This window comes from Nocardia sp. NPDC047648 (genome assembly GCF_040642815.1).
Classification (GTDB): domain Bacteria; phylum Actinomycetota; class Actinomycetes; order Mycobacteriales; family Mycobacteriaceae; genus Nocardia; species Nocardia gamkensis.
Genome location: NZ_JBEYSX010000001.1, coordinates 117201 through 143114, shown reverse-complemented (window position 1 = coordinate 143114; position 25914 = coordinate 117201). Strand labels below are relative to the sequence as shown.

The window sequence follows — 25914 nt, the reverse complement described above, 5'->3', positions numbered from 1 at the left end:
ACTCTAGGCGGCGCGGGCGGTGAGCCGCATGTACAGCCCGATCGGATGCCACCGCGGACGTACCGGCTCCCGCCGTACCGTCGCGGCCTCGAACGACCGGCGCAACGCGCTCTGCGCGGCCGCCGAGCGCACGAACCGGAAATCGTAGATCGCCGCGGTGCCGCCGGGGCGCAGCACGCGTGCCAGTTCGGTGCTCGCGCGGTCGACCTCCGGCCACTCGTGCATGCTGAGGCTCGAGACGACCACGTCGAAGCTGTCGTCGGGGTAGGGCAGCGCGGCGACGTCACCCACCGAGAGTTCCGCCGCGCCACCGGGTAGCGCCGAATCGGCGAGGTCGATCATGTGCGGTGACAGGTCCACGCCGTGCAGCCGCAGGTCCGGGCGTCGAGAATGGATCTGCGCCAGCAGTTTTCCCGGCCCGGTCCCGACGTCGAGTATGCCCGCGCCCGGTCGCGCCGCGGCGTCGATGTCGGCGGCGATCCGCCGGTACAGACCCCCGAGCAGGCGGGAAGCCCGCTGGTCGTAGGCTCGGCTCTGCTTTTCTCCGAACGTTGTCATGTTTTCCTCTCTCGCAGTGCGTTCAGCTTGCGAGTTGAGGTCGACCTGAAGTCAAGGGAAAGCGAGCCCGCGGTCTGTGCGCGCAGGTTACGGCTCTGCCGGGTACTTCTGCTCGAGCCACTGCTCGAACGTAGGGCCGGCGATGATCGCGCCCGGCCCGGCCAAGAGCGCGCCACCGGCCAGCAATTCGTGATCCGGGTCCCCGGTGTCGACGATCTCTTCCACCCGAGCCGGTTCGCCCCGCCGGGCGGCCACCTCGGCTACGGCCGCGGCAAGGTCGAACTCCTCCGGCCCGGCGATCTCGACGCGCTCGGGCGCAGTCTCCGCGACGGCCAGTCGCACCAAATGCTCGGCGACGGTTCGGGCGGCGACGAGCTGAGCCCGGTACTTCGGGACGTAAGCGGTGTCACCGCGAGTGGTCCAGTCGAGCATCATCTCGGTGAATTCGTGGAACTGGGCCGCACGGAGGATCCGCACGGACACCGGACCTTCGAGGTAGGCGTTCTCCTGGGCGAGTTTTCCGGCGTAGTGCCCGGCGGTGAAGGAATCGATGCCGATGATGGAGACCACCGCGATCCGGCGCACCCCGGCCGAGGCCGCCGCTTGTTGCACGTTGCGCGCGATGGTGCGGAAGAAATCGGTCACCGCATGGGTCTCGGTGGTCGTGGCGTTCACCGCGTCGATCACGACATCCACCCCGGTCAGCGCCCCCGCCAAACCGTCTGCGGTGTAGACGTCCACACCGGTCGCTCGGCTGATCCGTACGACCTCGTGACCCTGGTTCGCCAAGACGTCGATCACGTCCCGGCCGATCCGCCCGCTTGCACCGATGACCGCTATCCGCATCGCCTACTCCTTCGTCTCGCGTCTCGTTGGTTCAACGAGTGGACGAAGCGGCGAGGCGGGGTGTGACACAAGGGGCGTGCGTCAGAGTGCCGCCGCGACGGTCGATCCACGTGCGGCGGCCACTGCTGTGCTGTGCCTCCCTACTTCGATTCGTGCCGGAGCCGGCGGGACATCACCGGTTGTCGGGATGGGAAGAGGCTTCGGGCCGAGGAGTGCGACCCGCCTCGCCTCGGCGCGGCCGCGCACCAGGCGCTGTCAGATGCACCAGACGACGCTGCCGAGCGGGAAGCAGAGCACGACGGAGCCCCAAACCGGCGTCGCCAGATCCGACGGCGTTTCGGCGGAAGCGGCGGGAGCCGCGAGGACACCCACGGAAACGGCCATTGCGGTCGCGGCGAGAACTTTTGTGATTCTGGTGGTCATTGCGCATCCTTTGACTCGAGGGAAACTTATCTCTGACTCACGGATTTCATGCTTCACCTTAAGGCCGGTGAACACCAGGCAAAGAAATGTCAAGGTCCACGGCGTTGCGTAACAGGAAGATCACCATTGGTGCGTTTTTCGGGGTAGTGGACCCGAATTCTGGTCCGAAACATACCGAAAGATTTCTAGGTCCCCACGTCGTGCCCTAATTGTGCACGCCCATGAGCACACGCGGATGTTTGCACAATGGAGACCGGCGTCGGCAGGTGGTGGCGTGTGCGCGACGGTCTCCGGTCGGTGCGGCTGCCGCGGTCGCGTCGGTGGACGGCTGATCGGCGAAGGGGCGACGCCCGATAACGGGGATCGTTACCTGACCGCTGCGGCCTGCGCCTGTGCCGTACCGTTTCAGCCCGGGGTCCGCCCCCGGTCCGATGCCGTCGCCGCCAGAAGCCGGAACTCTCCGTCGGTGGGTCGGCGGCCGCATTGCGGCACTTCCCACTGGCGGTGAGCCGTGCCCGAAATCGGACGGTTGCGCGACCCTAAACTGAGACAATGGTGCAGCCAACGCCCTGGCAGTCGAAGGAAACTCCAGACGGCCAGCCCGCCAAGCAGAACTGGGCGGAGAGGGGCGCCGTACCGGCAAAGGCGATTTCGGTCGCGCTGCGCGGGTATTGGGGCTATGTTTGGGCCGCGGTCGGCAGCCTCGTGACGCTGATTTTGCTGTTCCAGCCGTGGATGACCGCGCGCGGCGCGGATGGCAGCGTGAGCACCAACGCGTTCGGCCGGATGCAGATCACCACACGATTCATGAATGTCTGGTCCCGCTCGGGCCCGCGTCCCGCTCAGATCACCGGCTTCTGGGCCCTGCTGGCCTGTGCCGCCATCGTCATCACGATTCTGGTGATCGTCATCAACCTGCGTCTGCGCCTCGTCGCCCTCAGTCGGCTTGCGACGCTGGCCTCGCTGGTCTCCGCGCTGCTCGTGTTGTTCACCGTGCTCTACATCAACAGCAAGGGCGGTGACATGAAGGCCATGGTCGGACGCCGTACGGATCTCGGTGGCCAGATCGGATCGCTGATGAGCTGGGCGTTCGGCAACGGCAGGCTCGTCGTGCCGGGAATCGGGCAGGTCGCGTACTCGTCGGCGGGTCTGACGCCGTGGGCGTTGATCGCGGGTGCGACGTCGCTCGGCTCGGCGGTAGCCGCGCTCGCCCAGTGGATCCGCAACAGATCCGGCGGTCTTTTCACTGTCCCGTGGCGTGTCCAGGTCATTTCATCGAAGCCATCGGCCGAACCCGAAGACACGGAATAACCGTCGGCTGTCGGCGGTAGCCGAACCGTCCGGCGATTCCTCCCCTTGCGCACGACGGGCCCGTGGAGTACCCCGGATACCAGGAGGTGTTCGATGCCGTCCGCACCCCGGTTCCCGACGCGGACAGAAGAAGTCATCGTGCCGTCGGAATACGCCCGACCGGCCGGGATACTGGCCGTGCCACCGGACAGCACCGCCCTGATCGCCTTCGCGCACGGCAGCGGCAGCGGCAGGCGAAGTCCGCGAAACCGGTTCGTCGCCGCGGAACTGAACCGGGCGGGGTTCGCGACGATGCTGGTCGATCTGCTGACCGCCGAGGAGGAGGGCGACCGCGCGCGCGTCTTCGATATTCCGCTGCTGGCACATCGCCTTGTCGAGGTGACCCACTGGTTACGGACGCGGCCGGACGTCGGCGGCTTGCCGACCGGATATTTCGGGGCGAGCACCGGCGCGGGCGCCGCACTGTGGGCGGCGACGGAACCCGGGACCGAGATCGCGGCGGTCGTCTCCCGGGGCGGTCGACCGGACCTGGCGGGGCCGCGCCTGGGGTCGGTCCGCGCACCGACGTTGCTCATCGTGGGCGGTGACGACAAGTGGGTACTGGAGGTCAACAGGGAGTCCCAGCTACGGATGCCGTGTCCGAGCGAGCTGGACATCGTCCCTGGCGCGACACATCTGTTCGAGGAACCCGGCGCACTCGAACAAGTCGCCGACCTGGCGGTCCAGTGGTTCCACCGCCATCTCACCGTCGTGCTGCACTGACCACCACCGGCAGACCGTCGGATCGGGGCGCTACGCGGGTGCCGAAGCCACGGCTGATGTCCTCGATCTTCTCGCACAACCAGCGGGATTCGCTGCGCGGAGCCCATTCCAGGCGCATATGCCGCACGCGCAGCGGAATCAGCCGGACCTCCGCCGAGCCGGTATCGAGTGAAACCAGATACAACGGATGCAGGTCCGCGTGGTAACGCTCGTGGCCGCGGATGCCTTCGTAGTCGTCGATGACGTCGCCGCACCCGTACAGGATCGGTTTGCCGCGGTAGATCTCGATCGGACGCGGGTGATGGGCGGAGTGCCCGTGCACCACGTCGACTCCGGCGTCGATCAATCGATGCGCGAACTGTCTTTCGGTTCGCGTGACTTCGTAACCCCAGTTCGGTCCCCAATGCACGGAGACGATGCCGATATCGTTGTCGCGCTTGTGTGCCGCCACCTCGTCCGCGACATCCTCGGCGGCCGCGGCCCCGGGAGAGTAGCCCACTCGCCACAGCCCCGGCCGGTTGCGGCGTGCCGACCAGGATTCCGGCACCCCGCTCGACCCGGCGGCGACCGAGACGATCACCACGCGGCGACCATCGGTGAGTTCCACCGTGGCGGGCGCACGGGCACCCGCCAGGTCCGCCCCGGCCCCGGCGCGGCCGATATTCGCGGCGTCGAGTGCCGCGAGGGTGTCGGCCATCCCGGGGATCCCGAAATCGAGGACGTGATTGTTGGCCAGCGCGCAGACCACCGGTGCGATCGCGGTCAACGCGGGCATGTTGTCCGGATGCATCCGGTAGTGGATGCCTTTCGCGGGCGCGAACGCGCCGTCCGCGGTGATCGAGGTCTCCAGATTCAGCAACCGCACCTCGGGGGCGATCCGGGCGAGGATGGGCAGGACATCACCCCACAGTTGCCGGTAGTCGACCGGATGGGTGAACTCGCCGTACGCGCGTTCGGCCAACTCGACGTAGGTTCGCGCGTCGTTGACATATCGTTCGCGCAGCCTCGGGTTGCCGGGGTGCGGCAAGATCTGGTCCACACCCCGCCCCAGCATGACGTCGCCGCCCAGCAGCACGGTCGCCATAGAAACCATTCTCGATCATCGCGATGGCGATGTGAACGCGTGCGCGGCGACTTTCACGAGCCGGTTGCGGCTGTCGAAGGGCGCTGTGACTTCTTGTAGACGAACTCTTGCCGCTTGCGGCGGAATTCGTTCCGGTCGAGAAAGATGTCCTGCGCCATTCGCCGCAGTTCGGCGGCCTCGACGGAATTCAGGTCGATCGAGCGCGTCCGCTTCGCGGCCATGATCGCCGCCCACCTGGCCGGATGGGCGCATTCGCCGGCGAGTTCCGCCACCCATTCGCCGAATCGCCCGCTCGGCGCCACCGCGTCGATCATGCCGAGGTCGAGGGCGCCTGCCGCGTCGAGGGGCTGACACTCGTTCAGCAGCCGACGAGCGGATGCGCTGCCGACCCGCCGCGGCAGGGTGTAGGTGTGGAACTCCGAGCCCGACAATCCGATCGTCCGGTAGTGCGGGTTGAACACCACTGCTTCGGTGGCGACAACCAGATCAGCGCTCGAGGCGAGCACGACACCGCCCGCGCCGGCATTGCCGGACACCGCGGCTACGGTGACCTGGGTCGAACACGTCAGGATCGCCCGGCAGACGTTGTTGATGGCCAGCAGGTTGCGCCACGTCTCGCCCTCGGGATCGCCGGACCATTCCACCGCGTTCAGATCGATGCCGTTGCTGAAGTACGGGCCGGTGTTCGCGAGCACGAGCACCTTCGTGTCCTGCACTGCCGCGTGGGTGAACGCCGCGAGCAACCGGTCGCATCGGGCGGTGTCCATAGCACCGTTGTAGAAGTCGAACTCGAGATATCCGACGTCGCCCTCGCGCCGGTACCGGATCTCCCGGCATGGGCCGGTCCGCTCGCACGGTATGGCCCGCACCGGGAATCCGGCCGCGGCCAGGACCCGAACCGCTGGTCCTTTGCACGACGGCCGGTCACCGGTGCGGGGCTGCAGGCGGCCGATCCACAGGCTCGCGTCGCCGCAGGCGACTTCGACGGCATGGTCACTGCGGCCGATCACAGCTCCCGGCGGCGCCTGGGGATCGACCTGTCCCAAGAAGGCGTCGTAGACGAGCACCGGTGCGCCGCCGATGATCGCCCCCGCCCCGGGTGAGCCGTCGCCCGCGTGCACAAGGCTCAGTATCTCCTCGGCGTCGTCGCTCCAGCAGATCGCGCGGTCGTTTCGACGCATCGCGGGCCGGGTCCGGGTATGGGCCACGGGCCGCGGTGCCTCGCCCTGCGGAATGGGGGAGCGGGCCGGGTCTGCGGCCTTGTCGAGCGCTTCGAGCAGGCACTCGATCGCGGCGTCCGCGACCACGGTGTTGTAGACGACGGACTTGCGTTCGGCCGGTAACGGGAACACCCGCGTGGACCAGATCGGCCCGGCGTCCATTTCCTCGACCGCGGTCAGTGCTGTGACGCCCCACAAGGGTTGGCGTTCGCGGATCGCCCAGTCCAGGGAATGGGGGCCGCGGTCGCCCACCGGTCCGGGATGAACGATGATGCACGTCCATTTCGAATGAACGTCGGCGGGTATTTTCGTCGTCAGATAGGGGCAGACGACGATATCGAAGCCGTTCGATCCGACCGCCGCGCGGATATCTGTTGCGCAATGCACGATTTCGGTCCGTGTGGGGCGTCCGGACCGGCGAATCGCGAGTGCGGCCCGTTGGGTCAGTCCATTGTTCGCACTGGCGAGAATCAGTACTCGCTGTGTCATCGGCGGGTCTTCCTGGCCCGCCTCGCCGGGTGGATCACCTGCTGGACATCGAGAGCAGCTGTTGCGGGTCCTCGGCGTAGACGGTGGCGATGACGTTCGCTCGCGCGGCGAGATCCCGGGCGAGGTCACGGATCTCGTCCGATGCGTCCGGGTCGGTGTCGATCCGGGCCAGTAGATCGCGGGTGTGGATCGCCGTTGTCTGCGCGCAGCGCCGCAGGCGGGCTTTCGCGACGGTATCCAGCGCGACGGGACTGAGGTAGCGCTGAATGTGCTCACCACGGTCGGTGATCTGGTTGACGACCGGTTCGGTCGCCGCGTCGGTGAGCCATCGTTCCGCGTCTGCCGTGATCTCGAAGACGAGATCGTGGTCCCGGATGTCGGTGGGATTCGCGGATGTGGTCAGCAGGGCCATGCTCGCTCGCCCGATCGCCAGGAACCCGCTCATCGCGTGCGCCAGCAGGACATGCGGGTTTGCGGTGGGCAACTGATGTAGACGTTGCCCGACGACGGTGACCCAGCAGGCGAGGTGTTCGGCTCCGGTGTCGATCGACGTCGCAGTCGGCATAGCGCGACAATACGCCGTTACCCGGGTGAGACATACGAAGAAACGCTGGAAGTTCGCCAGATGTCGACGATCGCAGGAAGGAACGGGTTGGGCCGACCGTCGAGTCCGCTTGTCGCGCGGCGGAACCAGTGCCTCGCTCGCCCCCGCGCTCCTGTCTCCGCCGGACAGCGGCGCTGCGCGTTCCGTGGTATGGCAGGGAATGCCGGAGCGGTCGCGGACTATCGCGGCGAGGTGATGGCAGTGCTCCGCCGAGGGGGTTAACTGCGATTATGCCCGTCGCTGTCTGCCGAAAGAGTCGGCCGCTGTTGGCGAATCGACATGTGCACGTGCATCCGGAAACGATTTCGTCTGCCGTTCGCGGCACTTCGATGTATGACCTGAGGCCGGGACCGGGTCGTGCCGAGGCCGGATGCGGCGAGAAACCGCGACAGTGATCCGATGGTGCTCAGGAGTCCAGACGGGCCTGATAGACGCTCGCGAGGTCGCGCAGGGCGGTGGCCCCGTCGCCGGCGAAACTCGAACCGTGCATGATCGCCAACGTGGTCGGCGCCAACCCGGCGAGCCGATTCAGGGCGGCGGGCACGGCGGGCCCCAGCGACGTGGGTGGGAAGACGTCCTCCGCGACGCCGGCCCGCTCCACCAGATCCGCTGAGGTCAGCGCTGGTCCGTTGCCGAGTTGAGTCATCAGATCGCCGCAGAACAGCACGCCGGTGGTCTCCTCGTAGAGCACCCGTGCCTCCCAGTTGTGCGGCGCGTGCGGGGTGTCCAGATGCCGAATGCGACGGCCGCCGAGATCGATCACCTCGCCGTCGGACAACCGGCGTGGCAGCCGGTCGGCCATATCGTCGAGCGAGACGAGGCATCCGACCGAGCCGTGGGCCACCTGGGCGTGCGGCGCGGCAGCGAGGAAGAGGTTCATCGCGCCGCACTCGTCGGCTTCCACGTGTCCGAAGGTGATCCAGCGCAACCGCTCCACCGGCATGATCCGCATGATCTCCGTGGACACCACCGGGAACAGCGAGCGCATGCCGCAGTGGAACAGCAACGGTTCCTCGGCGTCGACAAGGAATTGGTTGAACGTGAAGCCGGTGGGCCCTACCTCCGGAATGAAGGTGGAGATGCGGTAGATCTTCTCGGCTATCTCGTCGGTGTGGGTTTCCATGGGAAGTCCCTGGTCGAAGTGGTCCTCCCATTGTCGCGGATCGCCGACTGCCCCATGGCGAATTTATGGTTATCCCGGGGCAACCGGATCGACAGCTGTGATGTGGTCGCGGATGTGGTCGTCACGCGAATGCCGGACCGGCGCCCGTGCGGTGGCCGGCCTCGACCGTGTGACATGCGCGCCCGTGATGGCACTCGGAAGCCAGCTGCTAGCTGATGGGGGCTCCCACGGTCGCGTTGTGCGGAGTGCATCGGCAGGCGAACGTTGCGGCCGAGCTTCGGCGCATTTCCCGCTATTCGAGACTCATCCTATGTTTTTAAAGAGGATAGTAGTACTCTAAACCATCTACCTGCAGTTTCACTATGTGAGATACGAGCGTCCTGCGGGTGATGCTCGAATCTATCCAGCGAGGAGTGTCGCGTGCTGGAAATCGACCACTTCAGCCACGGGTGGCTCACACCCATCGTCGCCTATGTCATGTCGTTCACCGGTTCATTGCTGGGATTGCGATGCATGGCCAGGTCTCGCAGCGGTTCCGCCCGCGACGGCTGGTTGCTCGCCGCGGCGGTCGCGATCGGCGGCACCGGGATCTGGGTCATGCACTTCATCGCGATGCTGGGTTTCGCCATCGACGGCGCATCGATCCGGTACGACGTCCCGCTCACCCTGATCAGCGCGCTGATCGCGATCGCGGTGGTCTGGATCGGACTGCGCATCGCCCATCAGCGGACGCTGGGGCCGCTGGCGCTGTTCTCCGGCGGCGCGATCACCGGTCTGGGCGTCGGCGCGATGCACTACGCGGGCATGTACGCGATGAAATCCGACGCGATGATCGGCTACGACGGACGGATCGTCGCGTTGTCCATGGTGATCGCCGTTGTCGCGGCGACTGCCGCGTTGTGGTTCACGTTGCACGTGCGAGGCACGGTCGCCACCGTCGGCGCGGCGCTGGTGATGGGTGTCGCGGTGTCGGGCATGCACTACACGGGCATGTTCGCGATGCATGTCCACGAAACCCAGCACATGCATCCACCGTCCGGGGCGGGCGCGACGCAGTTGCTCACCCCGCTGATCGTGAGCATCAGCCTGGTTACCGTGCTGCTACTGCTCCATCTCGGCGTCACCGAGGTCGATGACGAGAACACTTATGTCCCGCAGGGCAGGCACGCCGCCAGTTACTGGCCGACTCGCGACTGAACGAACGGTGCGGTCTCCTGCCGCCGGTCCTGTCGGGTGACGCGGTAGCCGCCGCCGGGAGCGGGCCTGCCGCGTACGGGTGCGGGGAAGTTTTCGCCGGCGGATGCGGGGTAAGCGCGCCGAGAGCCGGTTGCCGAGATGACCGGCCGCTCCCAGTCGAAGCAGGAGGTGGCGATGCGCATCGGGTACAAATTGGCGGCCGAGGCTTTCGGCCCGAACGAGCTTGTCCGCCAGGCTGTCCGGGCGGAGCAGGCCGGGTTCGACTTCGTCGAGATCAGCGACCACTTCCACCCCTGGCTGGACAACCAGGGGCATTCGCCGTTCGCCTGGACCGTGCTCGGAGCGATCGCGGCGAAGACCGAGCGGATCGAGCTCGCGACCGGCGTGACCTGCCCCATTCTGCGATACCACCCCGCGATCATCGCGCAGGCCGCGGCCACTCTGGCGATCATGTCCGACGGCCGTTTCACCCTCGGCGTCGGTTCGGGCGAACGTCTCAACGAGCATGTCGTCGGCCGTGAGTTCCCGCCCGTGCGAATCCGGCAGCGGATGCTTCGCGAAGCCCTCGAGATCATCCGTTTGCTCTGGAACGGCGGCTACCAGTCCTACGACGGGGAGTTCCTGACCGTCTCCGATGCTCGCGTCTTCGACCTGCCCGAGACGCTCCCGCCGATCGCCGTCGCCGCCGGCGGGCCGGACGCGGCCCGGATCGCCGCCGAACTCGGTGACGGCCTGTTCGCCACCGAACCGAAGCCCGAGCTCGCCGACAGCTATCGCGCGGCGGGCGGCGCGGGGCCCCGATACGCGGAGGTCGGCATGGCGTGGGCTCCCGACGAGGAGACGGCCGCGAAGGCGGTGCTCGATACGACGCGCTGGGCGGTGACGGGATGGAAGGTGATGAGCGAGTTGCCCAACCCGGTCAATTTCGCCGCCGCGACGACCACCGTCCGCTTGGAGGACATTCTCGACAACTTCGCCTGCGGTCCCGACCCGGCCCGCTACCTCGAGGCCGCGAAACAGTACACCGACGCGGGCTTCGACCACCTCGTGATGCAGAACGCGGGCCCAGACCCGGACGGCTTCCTGGACTTCTACCGCCGTGAACTCGACAAGCCGCTCCGGGCTCTGACGCCGAGCGCCTGAGCCCGAGAGGTCCGGCCGCGCCGATCGCGGCGCCGACGCTCCGGCCGGGGATCCGGCCCGGTGTACTCGGGCGGCGCTCCCTCGGTGCCCGGCCTGCTCATCGGGCCTCCGGTGCGGGCAGGCGAGGGGCCGGGTCGATCAGGACGCCGGGATTGAGTATTCCGGCGGGATCGAGCGCCGATTTCGCCGCCCGCAGTGCCGCGGCGAACGGTTCGGGACGCTGGCGGTCGTACCAGGGGCGGTGGTCGCGGCCGACGGCGTGGTGGTGGGTGATGGTCGCGCCGCCGACGTGCAGTGCCTCCGAGACGGCGGTCTTGATCTCGTCCCACTGCTCGACCGTCCGGCCCCAGCGGCCCGCGGCGTAGATGCCGAAGTAGGGCGCGAGCCCGTCCGGGTAGACATGGGTGAACCGGCAGGTCAGCACGCCGGTCACCCCGGCGGATCGGAACGCGGCCGTGGTCGCTTCCCGCACGGCCGCGCGCAGGGCGTCGAAGCGATCCCAGGTGCACGCGGTTTCGAAGGTCTCCACGATCATCGACTGGGCCGCGAGCGCGTCGCGCTGGTACGGCATGCGCAGGAACGACGAGCGCCATGTGTCGGCCACGCCCGCGCGCGCTGGTTCTCGCGCCGAGTCGGTGGTGCGGATCCCCTCCGGAACGGCGCCGCCGTGCTCGCGGCAGATCTGCGCCGCCCGGCGCATCGGTTCGTCCACCGGGTGGTCCGCGGACTCGAATCCGAGGACCAGCACTCCACCGGCCGCCTCGACGCCCGCGTTGATGAACGCCTCCACCGGATCGAGCAGCCGGCAGTTCGCCGGGTACAGCGCGGACTGGGCGATGGCGCGGGTCGCGGCCACGGCCGCGCCGTAGTCGTCGAACACCACCGAGGCTCCGGATCGCCGGCGCGGACGATCCTGCACGCGCATCCACGCCTCGGTGACGACCCCGAGGATGCCCTCTGATCCGAGGAACATCCGGTCCGGCGAGGGTCCCGCGCCCGACGCGGGAAGCCTGCGCGATTCACTGATCCCGGCGGGGGTCACCACTCGCATCGATTCGACCATGTCGTCGATGTGGGTATAGACGGTCGCGTAGTGGCCGCCCGCCCGGGTGGCCAGCCAGCCGCCGAGCGTCGAGAACTCGAACGACTGCGGGAAGTGCCGAAGGGTCAGGCCCTCCGGCCGTAATCCCGCTTCCAGCGCCGGACCCCGGATGCCCGCTTGGATCCGCGCCGCCCGGCTGGTGCGGTCGAGTTCGATGATCCGGTCCATGCGGCCGGTGTCGAGGGCCACGGCCCCGGCGTAGGCGTCGGCGCATCGGGGTTCGACACCGCCCACCACCGACGTCCCGCCGCCGAACGGCACCACGGCGACGCCTGCGCTCGCGCACCAGTCCAGGATGTCGACCACGTCCTGCTCGGTGCGTGGCCGCAACACGTGATCGGGTACATGATCGACTCGGCCGAGCAGATTGCGCACCACGTCGCGAAACGCCTGCCCGTTGCCGTGCGTGACGCGATCGACGAGGTCTTCCGAGGCCAGCGCGGCCAGGGAACCCGGCACCCGGACGCGGGGCGCGGGCACATTTAGCGACGCCGGGTCCGGCGCGTCGTGCACGGTGAGATCGGCCGTCGGGAGCAGGGCCGCCACGCGCTTGGTCAGCGCCTCTCGTTCGCGGCCGGTCACCGCGTCTTCCCGGTTGCCCCATCCCCACCATGACCTCGTGGTCATCTCGGCTCCATTCGCAGAACGCGCGGCCTCGGCTACGGGGCGAGCGCGTTGTTCCGGGTGACGATCAACGGGTCGGTGGGAGTGAAGGGCAAGTCGGGGAGGGCGTCGAGGGCGACGCCGAAGGTCGCGGCGAGCACCTTGCGGGAGTAGGCGCTCATCGAGGCACGGTAGCCGATGTCGGCGGGTGTGGGTTGGTCGAAGAAGATCAGCAGGTGGATCTCCGGTGCGTCCACGACCTCGATGTGATGCGGGTAGGCCCGGGGGACGAAGTACACCTCGCCTTCGTGCACGGTGTAGGTGTCCAGGGCGCCGTCCGGATCCATGATCGTCATCCGTGCCGAGCCTCGGTGGACGTAACCCATCTCGGCGGTCACGGGGTGCCAGTGCGGTTCGCGCATACCGTCTTCCCGGACCCGTAACGAGTACATCGATATGTCGTGCAGTACAGGCCAGAACTGTGCGCGGGCCGTGCGCGCGGAGCCGACCGGCGAGTCCACCGGTGCGGGCATCGCCTCGAGTGCGAAATGATGCGGGTCGCCGAAGTGGGCGGTGGAGGGGATATCGGGGTCGCCGTCGCGTTCCACCACGTACTTCGCGGTGGTGTCGCGCCGGATCGCGACGAAGGCTTCGGCGGGCAGGTCGTAGGTATTGCCGAGAACCGAATCGGTCATCGCGCCGAGGGCGGCGCTGAAGCCGAAGTCCTCCGGTCGTTCGTGGCGGAAGGCCAGGATGAATTCCGCGTCGGTGTCGCCGACGTTCTCCACGTGGTGCAGGGCGCCGGAATCGATGTGGAACATCTCGCCCGCGCGCACCAGGAACGAGGAGAATCGGCTGCCGTCGTCCAGGACTGAGACCAGTGCCCGTCCCGCGGTGCAATAGGTGAGTTCGGTGGCGTTGGCGTGCCAGTGCGGTTCGCGGATCGCGCCCGGTGCGAGCGTCAGGCGTTTGATCGACAGCCCGCTGAGGATCGGGAAGCTGTCGGCGGTGAGTCGCGTGAGTGAGCCGAGTTCGCTGCGGTAGATCTCTTCGCCCTTGCGTAGAGAGGCGACATGAGGGGATGGACTTCGCACGGTTCCTCCTCGCTCGCGGTCAAAGGATCGTTCCGGTTCGATCATGCCGGTCTCGGCGCGTGAACTCCCCGGGAAACCCGGAGTCGGAAGGCGGAAAACCTCGATCATCCGCAGTGATTTACATCACATTTATTACGTGCAGAAATGAATGTACTTCACATCACACCATGTCGTAGCCCAAAGTGTGCCGGGGTACCCCTGTTACCTTTCCCAACCTGAGCGCGCCGATCCGCGCCGAGTTCGCTAAGGTCCGATCCGCACGCTCGGGTCATGGTTCACGCATTTGAGGCACTGCTTCTGGCTCCATAGCCAGAGCGGACAGTGATCGACCAGAGAGTGAACTCGCCGCCGTATGACCACGACACGCCGTTCCGCACGTCGCGCCCAACATTCCCGAGCACGCAATCTCCTGTTTCCCCAACTGCTTACCGCCGCGGTCGATACGGCGTTCGATTCCGCGGCTGTCCGGTACAATCCCACGGGCGATCCGGCGGATCAGCGTGAGCTCAGCTACCAGGAGCTGGACGAGACGTCCTCGCGATGGGCCCGCTACCTGATCGGGTTCGGTGTGGGCCCGGGAGACTTCGTCGCGGTGGCCATCACCCGCTCGGTCGAGTCGGTGCTGGCGGTCTGGGCGGTCGCGAAGACCGGCGCCGCCTACGTGCCCATCGATCCGTCGTATCCGGCGGAGCGAATCGGGCACATGCTCGCGGATTCCGGCGCGGCCATCGGCCTCACCACCTCGGCGCACCGGGCCGCACTCACCGCGCCCGGGATGGAGTGGATCGAACTCGACTCCGCGGTCCACCGGCGGCGAGCCGCCGCTGAGCCCGGTCATTCGGTCTGCTATCTGGATCGGTCGCGTGCGCTGACCGAACAGCACCTCGCCTACGTGATCTACACCTCCGGCTCGACGGGCAAGCCGAAAGGCGTCGCGGTCACCCACGCCGGCCTCGCGAGCCTGGTCGAGCACGAGATCGCCGCGCGGGCGGTGACCAGCCGCTCGCGCGTCTCGCACCTGTGCACACCGAGCTTCGACTTCTCGGTGATCGAGATGCTGCTCGCCTTCTCGGCGGGTGCGACTCTGGTCGTGGCGCCGCCCACGGTGTTCGGCGGGGTCGAGCTGGCCGATCTGCTGCGGCGCGAGCGCGTCACGCATCTGTGCATCACCCCGGGAGCGCTCGAATCCATCGAGCCGGCCGGACTCGACGATCTGAAGGCCATCTTGTGCGGTGGGGAGCGGGTGAGCCCCGAACTGGCCGCCCGGTGGGCGACCGGCGACCGGGCGTTCTACATCGTCTACGGCCCCACCGAGACCACCATCTTCGCCACCGGCACCGAGGCGCTGCGCGCGGGCGGCGCGACCCATATCGGCACTCCGGTACCGGCGCTGGGCGTCCATGTTCTCGACGCGCGGTTGCGCATGGTGCCCACGGGCGTGGTCGGGGAGCTGTATCTGTCCGGTCCCGCGCTGGCGGAGGGGTATCTCGGCCGACCGGCGCCGACCGCCGACAGGTTCGTCGCCAATCCGTTCGCGGCGGTACCCGGCGCGCGCATGTATCGCACCGGTGATCTGGTACGGCGCACCTCTGCGGGACTTCTCGAACATCACGGCAGGGTGGACTTCCAGGTCAAGATCCGGGGGCTGCGGATCGAGCTCGGTGAGATCGACAACGCGCTGACCGCCCACCCCGACGTCGATTACGCCGCGACCCTGGGGGCGACGCTGCCCTCCGGTGGCGCGGCGCTGGTGTCCTATGTGCTGCCACGGGTGGAGTCCACGCCGTGCGGCTGCGGCCGGGTGGCGCTGGACACCACCGAACTCATCGAGCTGCTCGCGAAAACCCTTCCCGCCTATATGGTTCCGGCCGCGATCACGGTACTCGACGAACTACCGCTGACGCCGGTCGGCAAGCTGGATCGCGCCGCGCTGCCGGAGCCCGTGCTCACCGCCAAGCAGTTCCGGGCGCCCGGCACGCCGACCGAGCGAGTGGTGGCCGAAGTCTTCGCCGCGCTGCTCCTGCCGCCGGGCGCCGCCGAGCCCGGCCGCGTCGGCGCGAACGACGACTTCTTCGAGCTCGGAGGCAATTCGCTGATCGCGACGCAGGCGGCCGCGCGGTTGGGCGCCGCGCTGGGCGTCCGCGTTCCGGTCGCGCTGCTGTTCGAGGCGTCGGTGGTGGCGAAACTTGCCGGACGCCTGGACGAACTGGGCCCGGGGTCGCATTCCGTGCCGCGACCGATGGCTCGACCGGAGCGGGTGCCGCTGTCGTTCGCGCAGCGGCGGATGTGGTTCCTCAACCGGTTCGACCCGGCCGGAGCGAGCAACAACATCCCGCTGGCCGTGCGGTTGAGCGGGCAACTGGACGTGGACGCGCTGCGGGCCGCGATCCGGGACCTGGTGCAGCGGCACGAGGTGCTGCGGACCAGCTATCCCGAGCACGAGGGGATGGGCAGCCAACGGGTGCACCCGATGACGGATCCGGTCGCGGTACCCGAGCTGCCGGTGCTCGACGTCGTCGAAGCCGAGATCCCCGAGCGCACGGTCGCCGCGGTGGTCGAGGGCTTCGATGTCACGGCGGCACCGCCGATCCGGTTACGCCTGCTGCGCTCCAACGAAACCGAGCACGTACTGGTCGGCGTGGTCCACCACATCGCCGCGGACGGCTCCTCCATGGGCCCACTGACCGCCGATCTGATGACCGCGTATTCGGCCAGGGCCGCGGGCCGCGCTCCCGCCTGGACGCCGCTGCCCGTGCAATACGCGGATTACACGCTGTGGCAACGCGAAATGCTCGGCGCGGAGAGCGATCCGGACGCGCTGTTCGCCCGTCAGCTGGAGTTCTGGCGGGAGCGGCTAGCCGAGCTGCCGCCACGGCTGGACCTGCCCGCCGACCGGCCGCGCCCCGCGGTGTTCTCGGGCCGGGGCGCCACGCACGAATTCAAGATCGACGCGACAGTGCACGCGGCGCTGAACCGGCTGGCGCACCGAAACGACGCGACGTTGTTCATGGTCGTGCACGCCGCGTACTGCGTCCTGCTCGCCCGGCTGTCGAACACCCGCGACATCACCGTGGGCACGCCGGTGGCCGGCCGCGCCGAGGCCGCGGTGGACGGCCTGATCGGCATGTTCGTCAACACCCTCGCGCTGCGTATCGAGATCGATCCGGGCCACACCTTCGCCGAGCTGCTCGAGCGGGTGCGCGTCCGGGACCTCGAGGCGTTCGGGCAGGCCGACGTGCCGTTCGAACGCCTGGTGGAGGTGCTGGACCCGGTGCGGTCGAGCGCTCATCACCCGCTGTTCCAGACGATGCTGACCTTCCAGAACTTCGCGCAGGCGACGCTGGAACTGCCCGCGCTGTTGGTCTACGCGCTGGACTTCACGCTGCCGCTGACGAAATTCGATCTCGAACTGACCATGGTGCCGCACGAGGACGAGCGGACGCCGCTGGGAATCTCGGCGGCGTTCACCTATTCCACCGAACTGTTCGACGAGGCGACGGTGGCGGGGTTCGCCCGGCGGTTGTGCGGGATCCTCACGGCCGTCGCCGATTCGGCGGATCAGGTGGTCGGGGAGATCGAACTGCTCGATGGCGCGGAGCGCGCCGCGATCCTGGGTAAGTGGAACGAGACCCGCCACCAGGTCCCCTCGGGTCTGGTGCTGGACGGGTACCGGCGTGCGGTGCGACGGCATCCGGACGAGGTGGCGGTCGTCCACCTGGACCGGCGACTGACCTATCGCGAGTTCGACGAGCGGGTCAACCGGCTCGCCCGGGTGCTCATCGACCACGGTGTCGGCGCGGAAACGCTGGTGGGACTGGCGGTTCGGCGTTCGCTGGATCTCGTGGTCGGCATGTACGCGATTCTCACCGCCGGTGGCGCGTACGTTCCGCTGGACCCCGATCATCCCGCCGAGCGGATAGCGCACGTGCTCGACGCCGCCCGCCCCGTCTGTGTGCTCACCACGTCCGCCGACGCCGTGCCGATGCCCGGCCACGTCGCCGTCCTGCGGCTGGACGCCCTCGGAGCCGATCGGCGCTCGGGCGCTCCGCTGCGTTCCGATGAGCTGACGCGCACGGTGCTGCCGGAGCACCCGGCGTATGTGATCTTCACGTCGGGCTCGACCGGACGCCCGAAAGGTGTGGCGGTCTCGCACAAGGCGATCGGCAACCAGATCGACTGGATGCTCGCCCAGTACCCCATGGGACCGGGGGAGGCGTACCTGCAGAAGACCGCTGCCACCTTCGACGTCTCGTTGTGGGGCTACCTGATGCCGTTGCGGTCGGGCGCGAAGCTCGTCGTCGCCGAGCACGACGGGCACCGCGACCCGGCCTGTCTCGCCGCGACCATCGCCGAGCACGGCGTCACCGTCACCGATTTCGTGCCGTCGATGGCGACGGAGTTCGCCGCGCACGCGGCGGCGGAAAGCCTTGTGACACTGCGGCATCTGTTCCTCATCGGCGAAGCTCTGCCGCCGGAGACCGTGCGCGCGATCCGGTCGGTCACCGGTGCGCAGGTGCACAACCTGTACGGCCCCACCGAGGCCGCGGTGTCGGTGACGTACCAGCCCGCCGGGACGGGCGACGCGACGACGGTGCCGATCGGCAGGCCACAGTGGAATAACCAGGTCTACGTGCTCGATTCGCGCCTGCGGCCGGTGCCGCCCGGGGTTCCCGGCGAGCTGTACCTCGCCGGAGACCAGCTCGCCCGCGGATATGTGCGCCAGGCGGCACAGACCTCGGGCCGTTTCGTCGCGAACCCGTTCGGCCGCGGCACCAGGATGTACCGAACGGGCGACCTGGCCCTCTGGCGCGCACCCGCCCCGGGCGAGCCCCAGCGACTGGAATACCTCGGGCGCACCGATTTCCAGGTGAAGTTCCGCGGACAGCGGATCGAGCTCGGTGAGATCGAGACCGCGCTGCTCGCACAACCGTCGGTGAGCCAAGCGGTCGCGGCGGTGATGCCTTCGGCGTCGGGGGAGCGGCTGGCGGCGTATGTGGTCGCATGCCCCGGGCAGGTCGTCGACCTCGACGAACTCGCGACCGCGATCTCGGCGGTCCTGCCCGCGTACATGATGCCGTCCGCGCTGGTGGAACTCTCCGCCCTGCCGCTGAACGCGAGCGGCAAACTCGACCGCAAGGCGCTGCCCGCACCGGTGGGCGAGCTCAGGGAGTTCCGGGCCGCTCGCAACCCGGTGGAACGGGCCGTGGCGCAGGTGCTGGCCGACCTGCTCGGCGTCGAGCGAGTGGGCATCGATGACGACTTCTTCGCGCTCGGCGGCAATTCGCTGCTCGCGACCCGAGCCGTGGCGCGGGTCAACGAGGCGCTGCGATCGCAGCTCACCGTGCGCGACCTGTTCGAGGCGCCCCTGGTCGCGGCGCTCGCCGCGAGGGTGGAGGCCGGTGGCGCGGGCACTGCTCGTCCGCCTCTGGTGCGGTCGCGACGGCCGGACCGGATCCCACTCTCGCTCGCCCAGCAGCGGATGTGGTTGCTCAACCGCATCGACCCGGACTCGCCCGCCTACCACCTGCCCTTCGCCGTCCGGTTGACCGGCGTCCTCGACCCGACCGCACTGAGCCACGCGGTCGCCGACGTGATCGAACGGCACGAAGTGCTGCGCACCCGCTACCCGGTCGACGCCGACGGTCAGCCGTATCAGGAGATCCTTCCGTCGCGCGCGGTCCTTCCCGGCGGCCTCCCGGTCGAGCGCGGCGTCACCGACGTCGCGGACATGGTGAACGAACTGATGTCCGCGGGCTTCGACGTGACCGCCGCCGCACCCGTTCGGCTCCGGCTGTTCAGCTCGGGCCGTGATCATCTGCTCGTCATCGTGACCCACCACATCGCGGCGGACGGATCGTCGCTCGCGCCGCTGGCCCGTGACCTGGTGACCGCCTACTCGTCCCGTCTCGCGGGCGCCGCGCCGGACTGGCCACCCCTGCCGGTACAGTACGCGGATTTCGCGATCTGGCAGCGCGCCGCCGTGGGGTCCGAGGACGACGGTGGATCCATTGCGGCACAACAATTGTCGTATTGGCGCGACCAGCTGGCCGGTTTCGCGGGGCCGCTGGAGCTGCCGGCCGATCACCCGCGCCCCTCGACCGCGTCGACCCGCGGCGCGACGATCGGCCGCACCATCCCGGCGCGGATCCACGAGCGGCTGACCCGGATCGCGCGCGACCACGACGCGACGCTGTTCATGGTGGTGCACGCGGCGCTCGCCACGCTGGTCGGACGCCTGTGCGGCGCCACGGACGTCGTGATCGGTACCCCGGTCGCCGGGCGCGGCGACCGCGTACTCGACGACCTGGTCGGGATGTTCGTCAACACGTTGGCGCTGCGTGTCGAGGTCGATCCCACCGCCAGCTTCCACGATCTCGTCGACCGGACGCGGGACACGGCTCTCTCGGCGTTCGCCAACGGCGACGTGCCGTTCGAGCGTGTGATCGAGGAAGCCGCCCCCGCGCGCATCGGAGCACACAACTCGCTGTTCCCGGTGATGCTGTCGTTCCAGAACATCGAGCGGCCTGCCCTGGAGCTGCCGGACCTGACGATCACCGCCGTCGGCAACGGCGAGGTCACCGCGAAATTCGATCTGCAGGTCGTCGTCGAGCCACGGCTTCGCCACGACGGCCGCTCGGAGCTGGCCGTTGCCTTCACCTACGCCACCGAACTCTTCGACGAGCCGACCGTCCGCGCCTTCGCCCGCCGGTTCGAGCGCATCGTGTCCGCGGTCGCGGAAGATCCCTCGGCGCGAGTGTGGGACATCGACATACTCGACGAGGACGAAGGCTTTCCGGCGATAGCGCGATCGTCCGAGGCAGCGAATGCACCGAATGCGACGCTGCCCGAGCTGATCGGCGAGCAGGTCAGGCGCAGGCCCGAGGCGGCGGCCGTCCGATTCGGTGCCGCCACGCTCGGCTTCGGGGCGCTGCAGCGGCGCGCGAATCGCATCGCCCGCGCGCTGATCGCGGCCGGAGCGGGCCCGGAAACCGTTGTGGCCGTTGCGGTGCCGCGCACCGAAGACCTGCCGGTCGCGCTGCTGGGTGTGCTCACGGCAGGCGCCGCCTACCTGCCCATCGACCTCACCTATCCGGCGCAGCGGCTGGCCTTCGTCCTCGCCGACGCGGCGCCGGTGTGCGTGCTGACCACCGCTGCCGAGCGCCCGGCGCTCCCGGACCCCGAACTGCGCACCGTCTTGCTGGAGCAGACGGCGGAGTTCGCCGACGATCCGATCACCGACGCCGACCGGATCGCGCCGCTGCTCGCGGACAACCTGGCCTACGTCATCTACACCTCGGGCTCGACGGGCGTGCCGAAGGGCGTCGGCGTGACGCACCGCAATGCGGTGCGGCTGTTCACCGAGGCGCAGCCCGTGTTCGCCTTCGGCGAGGGTGACGTCTGGACCCTGTTCCACTCCTTCGCCTTCGACTTCTCGGTGTGGGAGCTGTGGTGCGCGCTCGTGACCGGCGGCACCGTCGTCGTGGTCGACTACGCGACATCGCGCTCACCGGAGCTGTTCCGCGAATTGCTCATTCGCGAGCGGGTGACGGTGTTGAACCAGACGCCGTCGGCCTTCCGCCAACTCGTCGAAGCCGACCGCGACGCCTCGACCGACTCCGGGGAATTCTCCCTGCGGTACGTGATATTCGGCGGTGAGGCGCTGGATCTGCGGCACCTGCGACGCTGGTCCGAGCGCCATCCGGGGGACACGCCGCGGTTGGTCAACATGTACGGCATCACCGAAACCACCGTGCACGTCTCCTTCCTCGAGGTCGGTGCGCACCTGATGGACAGTCCGGCCAGCCTGATCGGCCGGGCGCTGCCCGGACTGGACACCCACGTGCTGGACCTCCGCCTGCGCCCCGCGCCGTTCGGTACTCCCGGTGAAATCTATGTCGCGGGCGCTCAGCTGTCCCGCGGCTACTCGGGGCGGCCCGGGCTCACCGCGACGCGGTTCGTCGCGAATCCGTTCGGCCCGCCCGGATCCCGGATGTACCGCTCGGGCGACCTCGCGCGCTGGGGCCGGTTCGGCGACGAGGCCGGACTCGCCTACGCCGGTCGCGGCGACCAGCAGGTGCAGCTGCGCGGCTTCCGGATCGAGCTGGGCGAGATCGAAGCGGCGCTGCTGCGTTGTCCCGGCGTGTGCCAGGCCGTCGCGCTGGTCCGGACCGATCCCGTCCTCGGTGATCAGCTCGTGGGCTACGTGCTACCCGAGCCGGGCGCGCGGCCGGACCCGGCCGAATTGCGCGGTCGGGTGGCCGAACACCTGACCGGTTACATGGTGCCCGCCGCGATCGTCGTGCTCGATGCCATCCCGCTGACCCCGAACGGCAAGCTCGATCGGCGGGCCCTTCCCGCGCCCGCATTCCGTACGCGTGAATTCCGCGCGGCCACCACCCCGGTGGAGGCGACCGTCGCCGCCGCCTTCGCCGCCGTGCTCGGCGCCGAGCGCTTCGGCATGGACGACAACTTCTTCGAACACGGCGGAAACTCCCTGCTCGCCGCGAAGCTGACACTGCGGCTGTCGACCGCGCTCGGCACCGGGATTCCGGTGATGCGGGTGTTCACCGCACCCACGCCCGCGCAGCTGGTCGCCGACCTGGCCCGCCGTGCGAGCGGCGCGGTGGAGACCGAAGCGGCCTTCGACATGCTGCTGCCGCTGCGCCCCGCGGGTTCGGCCGCACCGCTGTTCTGCGTGCACCCCGTCTCGGGAATCTCCTGGTCGTATGCCGGCCTCGCCGCCTACCTCGACCCCGAACGACCCCTCTACGGCCTGCAGACGCCCGTGCTCGCGTCCGACGAGACGATGCCGGCTTCGATCGAGGAATGGGCCCGCCGCTATATCCGGCTGATCCGCTCGCAACAACCGGCCGGTCCCTACCATCTGCTCGGCTGGTCCTTCGGCGGCGTCATCGCGCACGAGATGGCCGTGCAATTGCAACGCGAGGGTGAGCAGGTCGCGTTGCTCGCGGTGATGGACAGCTACATGGCGGACCCACCGGGCACCCCGCCCGGCGACGCGGGCAAGGTGCCGGTGGCCGAGTTGATCGGCGGTTTGCTCGGTGAGCAGGCCGGCGACCTCGGCAATGTCGCGGATGTGGACTGGGCCGCGCTTCCCCAGAAGATGACCGAACTCCCCCAGCCGTTCGCGTCGTTCGGCTCCGACCGCGTCACCCGGATCCTCGACGCGGCGGTGCACTCGGTGGCGCTGCGCAGCGCCTATGACCCGCCCGTGTACCGGGGCGACGTCGTCTATTTCACCGCCGCGCTCGACGATCCGACCGGAACCGTCGGGGCGTCGATCTGGAGCGAGGTCGTCGACGGGCAGGTGCACAACCACGCCGTGCCGACGACGCATTGGCGGATGACCACGGCATCGGGTCTGGCCCGGATCGCCGAAGTGCTGACCCGGGCGTGGCATGCGGGCGAACCGGAGGGGGAACACCCGGTTCGCCGGTGAATCAGCGCCGCGGCCGGGCTTCGGCGGCGGCCTTCGGCCGGATCCACCGACGGTGTGACCGGCGCGGAAGCCGGAGTGCCCTGCTTTCGGTGACCTTCGGCCATCATCTCGCCCGGCGCTTCGCGCCATGCTGAGAGGACGAACCGGAATGAGCATGCCCATGACAGAACTACGGCCCCTCGATTCGGGCTTCATGGAACTAGAGGACTCCGACCGGCATATCAGTCTCGGGATCGGCGCGGTGGCGATCATCTCCGGCGCTCCGCCGGCCAGGAGTGAGTTCGGCCGCATCCTCGCCAGGGGAGTGCAGCAGAACGCGCGCCTGCGCCAGAAGGTGCGGCGGGCGCCGCTCGACCTGGCCGCGCCGGTGTGGGAGGACGACCCGAATTTCGACCTTGCACACCACATCCGATGGACCGCGCTGCCCACGCCGGGTGACGAGCGCGCGCTGTGTGAACTGGTGGCCACGGAGCTGGAGGAGCGGCTCGATCGCGACCATCCACTCTGGCAGTGCGTCGTCGTCGAACACCTCGCGGGGGACCGCTGGGCGCTGCTGGTCAAAGCGCATCACAGCCTGGTGGACGGCGTGTCGGGTCTGTCGGTGTTCCGGAGTCTGTGCGACGCCGTGCCGGGAGAGGCCGGGAACGCCGCGCCCGAGCCGCGAAGTCGTGCCGAGACGGGGTGGCTCGACGTGGTGCGAGGTGTGACGCGGCTGCCCGTCGTCGTGCCGCGCTCCATGGCCGCCATGACGCGCGGTCTGACACCAGTGGTGTCCGCCGTCGTGTCGCCCGCCGCGGAATGTTCGCTCAACGGACCCATCGGACGTCAGCGCCGCTACGTCGTGGCCCGGGCCGCCCTGTCGGACGTCCACGAGATCCGTGCGGCGTTCGATGTCACGGTCAACGATGTCGTCCTGGCCGCGGTCGCCGCCGCTTATCGCGACCTGCTGGTCGGCCGGGCCGAGCGGCCCGCTCCGGACAAACTGCGCGTTCTCGTCCCGGTGTCGATGCGATCCGAGCAGGCGAGATCCACGCTGGACAATCGTGTTTCGGCGATGCTGCCGTTCCTGCCGATCGATGTCGCCGACCCGGTGGAGCGGCTGGACGTGATTCGGCGGCGGATGACCGGACACAAGTCGCGAGGCGAAGCGCAAGCGGAGAACTCGGTGCTCGCGCTGGCGGGCCGGCTGCCGTTCGCGCCCATCGCGTGGAGTCTGCGTCTGCTGGCGCGGTTTCCGCAGCGAACCGTCGCCGCGCTGGTGACGAACGTGCCCGGCCCACGCGAGCGGTTGACCGTGCGGGGGCATGCGGTAACCGAACTGCTGCCCGCCGTGCCCATCGCCATGCGGTTGCGCACCGGGATCGCGGTGCTCAGCTATGCGGGGCAACTGACGTTCGGGATCACCGGGGATTACGACACCGCGCCCGATATCGCGGTGCTCGCCGAGGGCATCGAGCGGGAGATCGAGCGGCTCCGGGAGCGTGCGGGGATCCGGCGACCGTCCCGGCCGGAGGTGACCGGGCCGTGAGGAGTATCGGTCGGCGGGCCCCCGTCGCGTTTGCCGGGAGAGGACCGATCGGGGACTTTCTGCCCTGTCCGGCAGTAGGACCCGGTGATGGTATGGGAGGCCGTGGTGTCGAGTGAAGACCGGAGAGCGAGGTTGTCGCCAGGTGGAAGCACGCGCGATGTGCCTGGGCACGAGATCATGATCGCCTCCGGCGGCCGCGTCGCGGACAACGGCATCCCCGGCCGCGCGGTGGTCGAGATCGACCGTGACGAGGCGCTGCGGCTGCTGGCCGGTGTGGCCTACGGGCGTGTGGTGTTCACCCGCGATGCGCTCCCGGCGATCCGCCCGGTCAACCATTTCGTCGACGGTGGTGCGGTCATCGTGCGTACCCGGGTCACGTCGCGGCTCACCGGTACCGTCCGCGCCGATCCCTCCGTCGTCGTGGCCTACGAGGCCGACGACATCGACGCGGTGAGCCATGTGGGCTGGTCGGTCGTCGTGACCGGCCTGGCCAGGACGGTCACCGACCCCGCCCGGGTCGCGCGCTATACGCGGCTGTTGCGACCGTGGGCCGAGGGGATGATGGATACCGTCATCGCGATCGAACCCACCATCGTCACCGGCTTCCGGCTCGTCGAGGAACAGCGTTAGGCCGCAGCGGGCGAAGGTGGTTCGGATTTACCGAACCATCATCCCGAGAATTATTCGTGGGCATATCCGGCGAGGTCCTGTGCGGGTTCCGCCCCCACGCGCGAGTTGGTTGCGGGAATAACGCACTCCATGGCGGGTCGGCACGATCGGCGTAGGCGCGGTGGGCGTTCGTGCCTGCCGGACGCCGGTCGCGCCCATGCTGACTCGCGTCGATCGGCGGAGCCGATTCGCGGTCTGACCGGCCGGATACGCCTCGGCGGCCTGCCGCCGCCCGGCACCCGCCCGCGATCCGCTCGCCGAACCGTGCAAACCTGAGCGCTGAAACGCCCGTGTCCCTCGGCATATTCTCGGAAAACACGCAGGCCCCCGGCATGGAATCGAAATCACCATGCACCTGATTCCAGGCGGAACTATGTGCTGGGAATTTGTATTCGGAGATGTCATTCGAGTCGAGTTGCATTGATGAGTATTCGGAAATGTGCACCCCGGATAGGAATGTAGTAAAGGCGCGGAGGTAGTACGGGACGGGCGATTGCCAACATATTGCTATTGGGATGTACATTCCCTTGTGGGGCAATCGGTCGAGCTGGCGGATCGGCTGTCGGCGGACGCTGTCCACCCGGTGGATCACGAGGGCCCTCCCGACTTGATTCCGGCCCCTGCCCGGCATGTACGATGCCCGATCGCGGGTGGTTCTGTCTGGATCCACCCTCTTGCACCAGGCACTTCCGCGAGCG

15 protein-coding genes and 1 pseudogene are annotated in these 25914 nt (G+C 68.6%); 7 read left to right on the top strand and 9 right to left on the bottom strand.

The features are described from left to right. Window positions 1-3 precede the first annotated feature (3 nt). The 3 genes from ABZ803_RS00490 to ABZ803_RS00480 form a co-directional block, all read right to left on the bottom strand. Window positions 4-558, bottom strand: a complete 555-nt coding sequence (locus ABZ803_RS00490; RefSeq protein ID WP_357030781.1) for a class I SAM-dependent methyltransferase — start codon at window positions 556-558, stop codon at window positions 4-6. 87 nt (window positions 559-645) lie between these two features. Then, a complete protein-coding gene (locus ABZ803_RS00485) occupies window positions 646-1404 on the bottom strand; it encodes an NAD(P)H-binding protein (protein WP_357030778.1) in 759 nt (252 codons plus the stop codon). A gap of 255 nt (window positions 1405-1659) precedes the next feature. After that, window positions 1660-1827 carry a hypothetical protein gene (locus ABZ803_RS00480; protein ID WP_169332575.1) on the bottom strand — a complete coding sequence of 56 codons (168 nt, stop codon included), beginning with the start codon at window positions 1825-1827 and terminating at the stop codon, window positions 1660-1662. A 552-nt stretch (window positions 1828-2379) separates the two neighbouring features. Between ABZ803_RS00480 and ABZ803_RS00475 the strand changes: the two genes are divergently transcribed. After that, window positions 2380-3138, top strand: coding sequence for a hypothetical protein (locus tag ABZ803_RS00475; protein WP_357030775.1), 759 nt, complete (start codon window positions 2380-2382; stop codon window positions 3136-3138). Window positions 3139-3336: 198 nt separating this feature from the next. Continuing rightward, window positions 3337-3900, top strand: a pseudogene (locus ABZ803_RS00470) (phosphoribosyltransferase); the annotation flags it as partial. Here ABZ803_RS00470 and ABZ803_RS00465 read toward each other — a convergent pair. The 4 genes from ABZ803_RS00465 to ABZ803_RS00450 form a co-directional block, all read right to left on the bottom strand. Further along, window positions 3881-4984 carry a CapA family protein gene (locus ABZ803_RS00465; RefSeq protein WP_357030773.1) on the bottom strand — a complete coding sequence of 368 codons (1104 nt, stop codon included), beginning with the start codon at window positions 4982-4984 and terminating at the stop codon, window positions 3881-3883. The pseudogene ABZ803_RS00470 and the gene ABZ803_RS00465 sit on opposite strands and share 20 nt — an antisense overlap. A gap of 53 nt (window positions 4985-5037) precedes the next feature. Then, window positions 5038-6591 (bottom strand): enoyl-CoA hydratase-related protein, encoded by a 1554-nt coding sequence (locus ABZ803_RS00460; RefSeq protein WP_357030770.1) that lies wholly within the window; start codon window positions 6589-6591, stop codon window positions 5038-5040. Window positions 6592-6727: 136 nt separating this feature from the next. Then, window positions 6728-7258 carry a hypothetical protein gene (locus ABZ803_RS00455; RefSeq protein ID WP_040866827.1) on the bottom strand — a complete coding sequence of 177 codons (531 nt, stop codon included), beginning with the start codon at window positions 7256-7258 and terminating at the stop codon, window positions 6728-6730. Window positions 7259-7703: 445 nt separating this feature from the next. Then, window positions 7704-8420, bottom strand: a complete 717-nt coding sequence (locus tag ABZ803_RS00450) for an MBL fold metallo-hydrolase (RefSeq protein ID WP_357030766.1) — start codon at window positions 8418-8420, stop codon at window positions 7704-7706. Between the two features lie 420 nt (window positions 8421-8840). On the opposite strand from ABZ803_RS00450, the gene ABZ803_RS00445 reads away from it, so the two are divergent. Both ABZ803_RS00445 and ABZ803_RS00440 read left to right on the top strand, forming a co-directional pair. Continuing rightward, window positions 8841-9617 carry an MHYT domain-containing protein gene (locus ABZ803_RS00445; RefSeq protein ID WP_357030763.1) on the top strand — a complete coding sequence of 259 codons (777 nt, stop codon included), beginning with the start codon at window positions 8841-8843 and terminating at the stop codon, window positions 9615-9617. A 174-nt stretch (window positions 9618-9791) separates the two neighbouring features. Next, window positions 9792-10760 (top strand): TIGR03557 family F420-dependent LLM class oxidoreductase, encoded by a 969-nt coding sequence (locus tag ABZ803_RS00440; protein WP_357032580.1) that lies wholly within the window; start codon window positions 9792-9794, stop codon window positions 10758-10760. A gap of 97 nt (window positions 10761-10857) precedes the next feature. Here ABZ803_RS00440 and ABZ803_RS00435 read toward each other — a convergent pair whose 3' ends face one another. Together ABZ803_RS00435 and ABZ803_RS00430 are read right to left on the bottom strand one after the other, a co-directional pair. Continuing rightward, on the bottom strand, window positions 10858-12489 hold the full coding sequence (locus ABZ803_RS00435; protein ID WP_357030760.1) for an FAD-binding oxidoreductase: 1632 nt from the start codon (window positions 12487-12489) through the stop codon (window positions 10858-10860). Between the two features lie 32 nt (window positions 12490-12521). Further along, window positions 12522-13559, bottom strand: coding sequence for a cupin domain-containing protein (locus ABZ803_RS00430; protein WP_357030757.1), 1038 nt, complete (start codon window positions 13557-13559; stop codon window positions 12522-12524). 352 nt (window positions 13560-13911) lie between these two features. Here ABZ803_RS00430 and ABZ803_RS00425 point away from each other — a divergent pair, with 352 nt between their 5' ends. From ABZ803_RS00425 to ABZ803_RS00415, 3 genes are all read left to right on the top strand, one after another. Continuing rightward, window positions 13912-23019 (top strand): amino acid adenylation domain-containing protein, encoded by a 9108-nt coding sequence (locus ABZ803_RS00425; protein WP_357030754.1) that lies wholly within the window; start codon window positions 13912-13914, stop codon window positions 23017-23019. Window positions 23020-23179: 160 nt separating this feature from the next. After that, window positions 23180-24547, top strand: coding sequence for a wax ester/triacylglycerol synthase family O-acyltransferase (locus tag ABZ803_RS00420; RefSeq protein WP_357030751.1), 1368 nt, complete (start codon window positions 23180-23182; stop codon window positions 24545-24547). A 177-nt stretch (window positions 24548-24724) separates the two neighbouring features. Then, window positions 24725-25177 (top strand): pyridoxamine 5'-phosphate oxidase family protein, encoded by a 453-nt coding sequence (locus ABZ803_RS00415; protein ID WP_357032577.1) that lies wholly within the window; start codon window positions 24725-24727, stop codon window positions 25175-25177. Window positions 25178-25914: the final 737 nt, after the last annotated feature.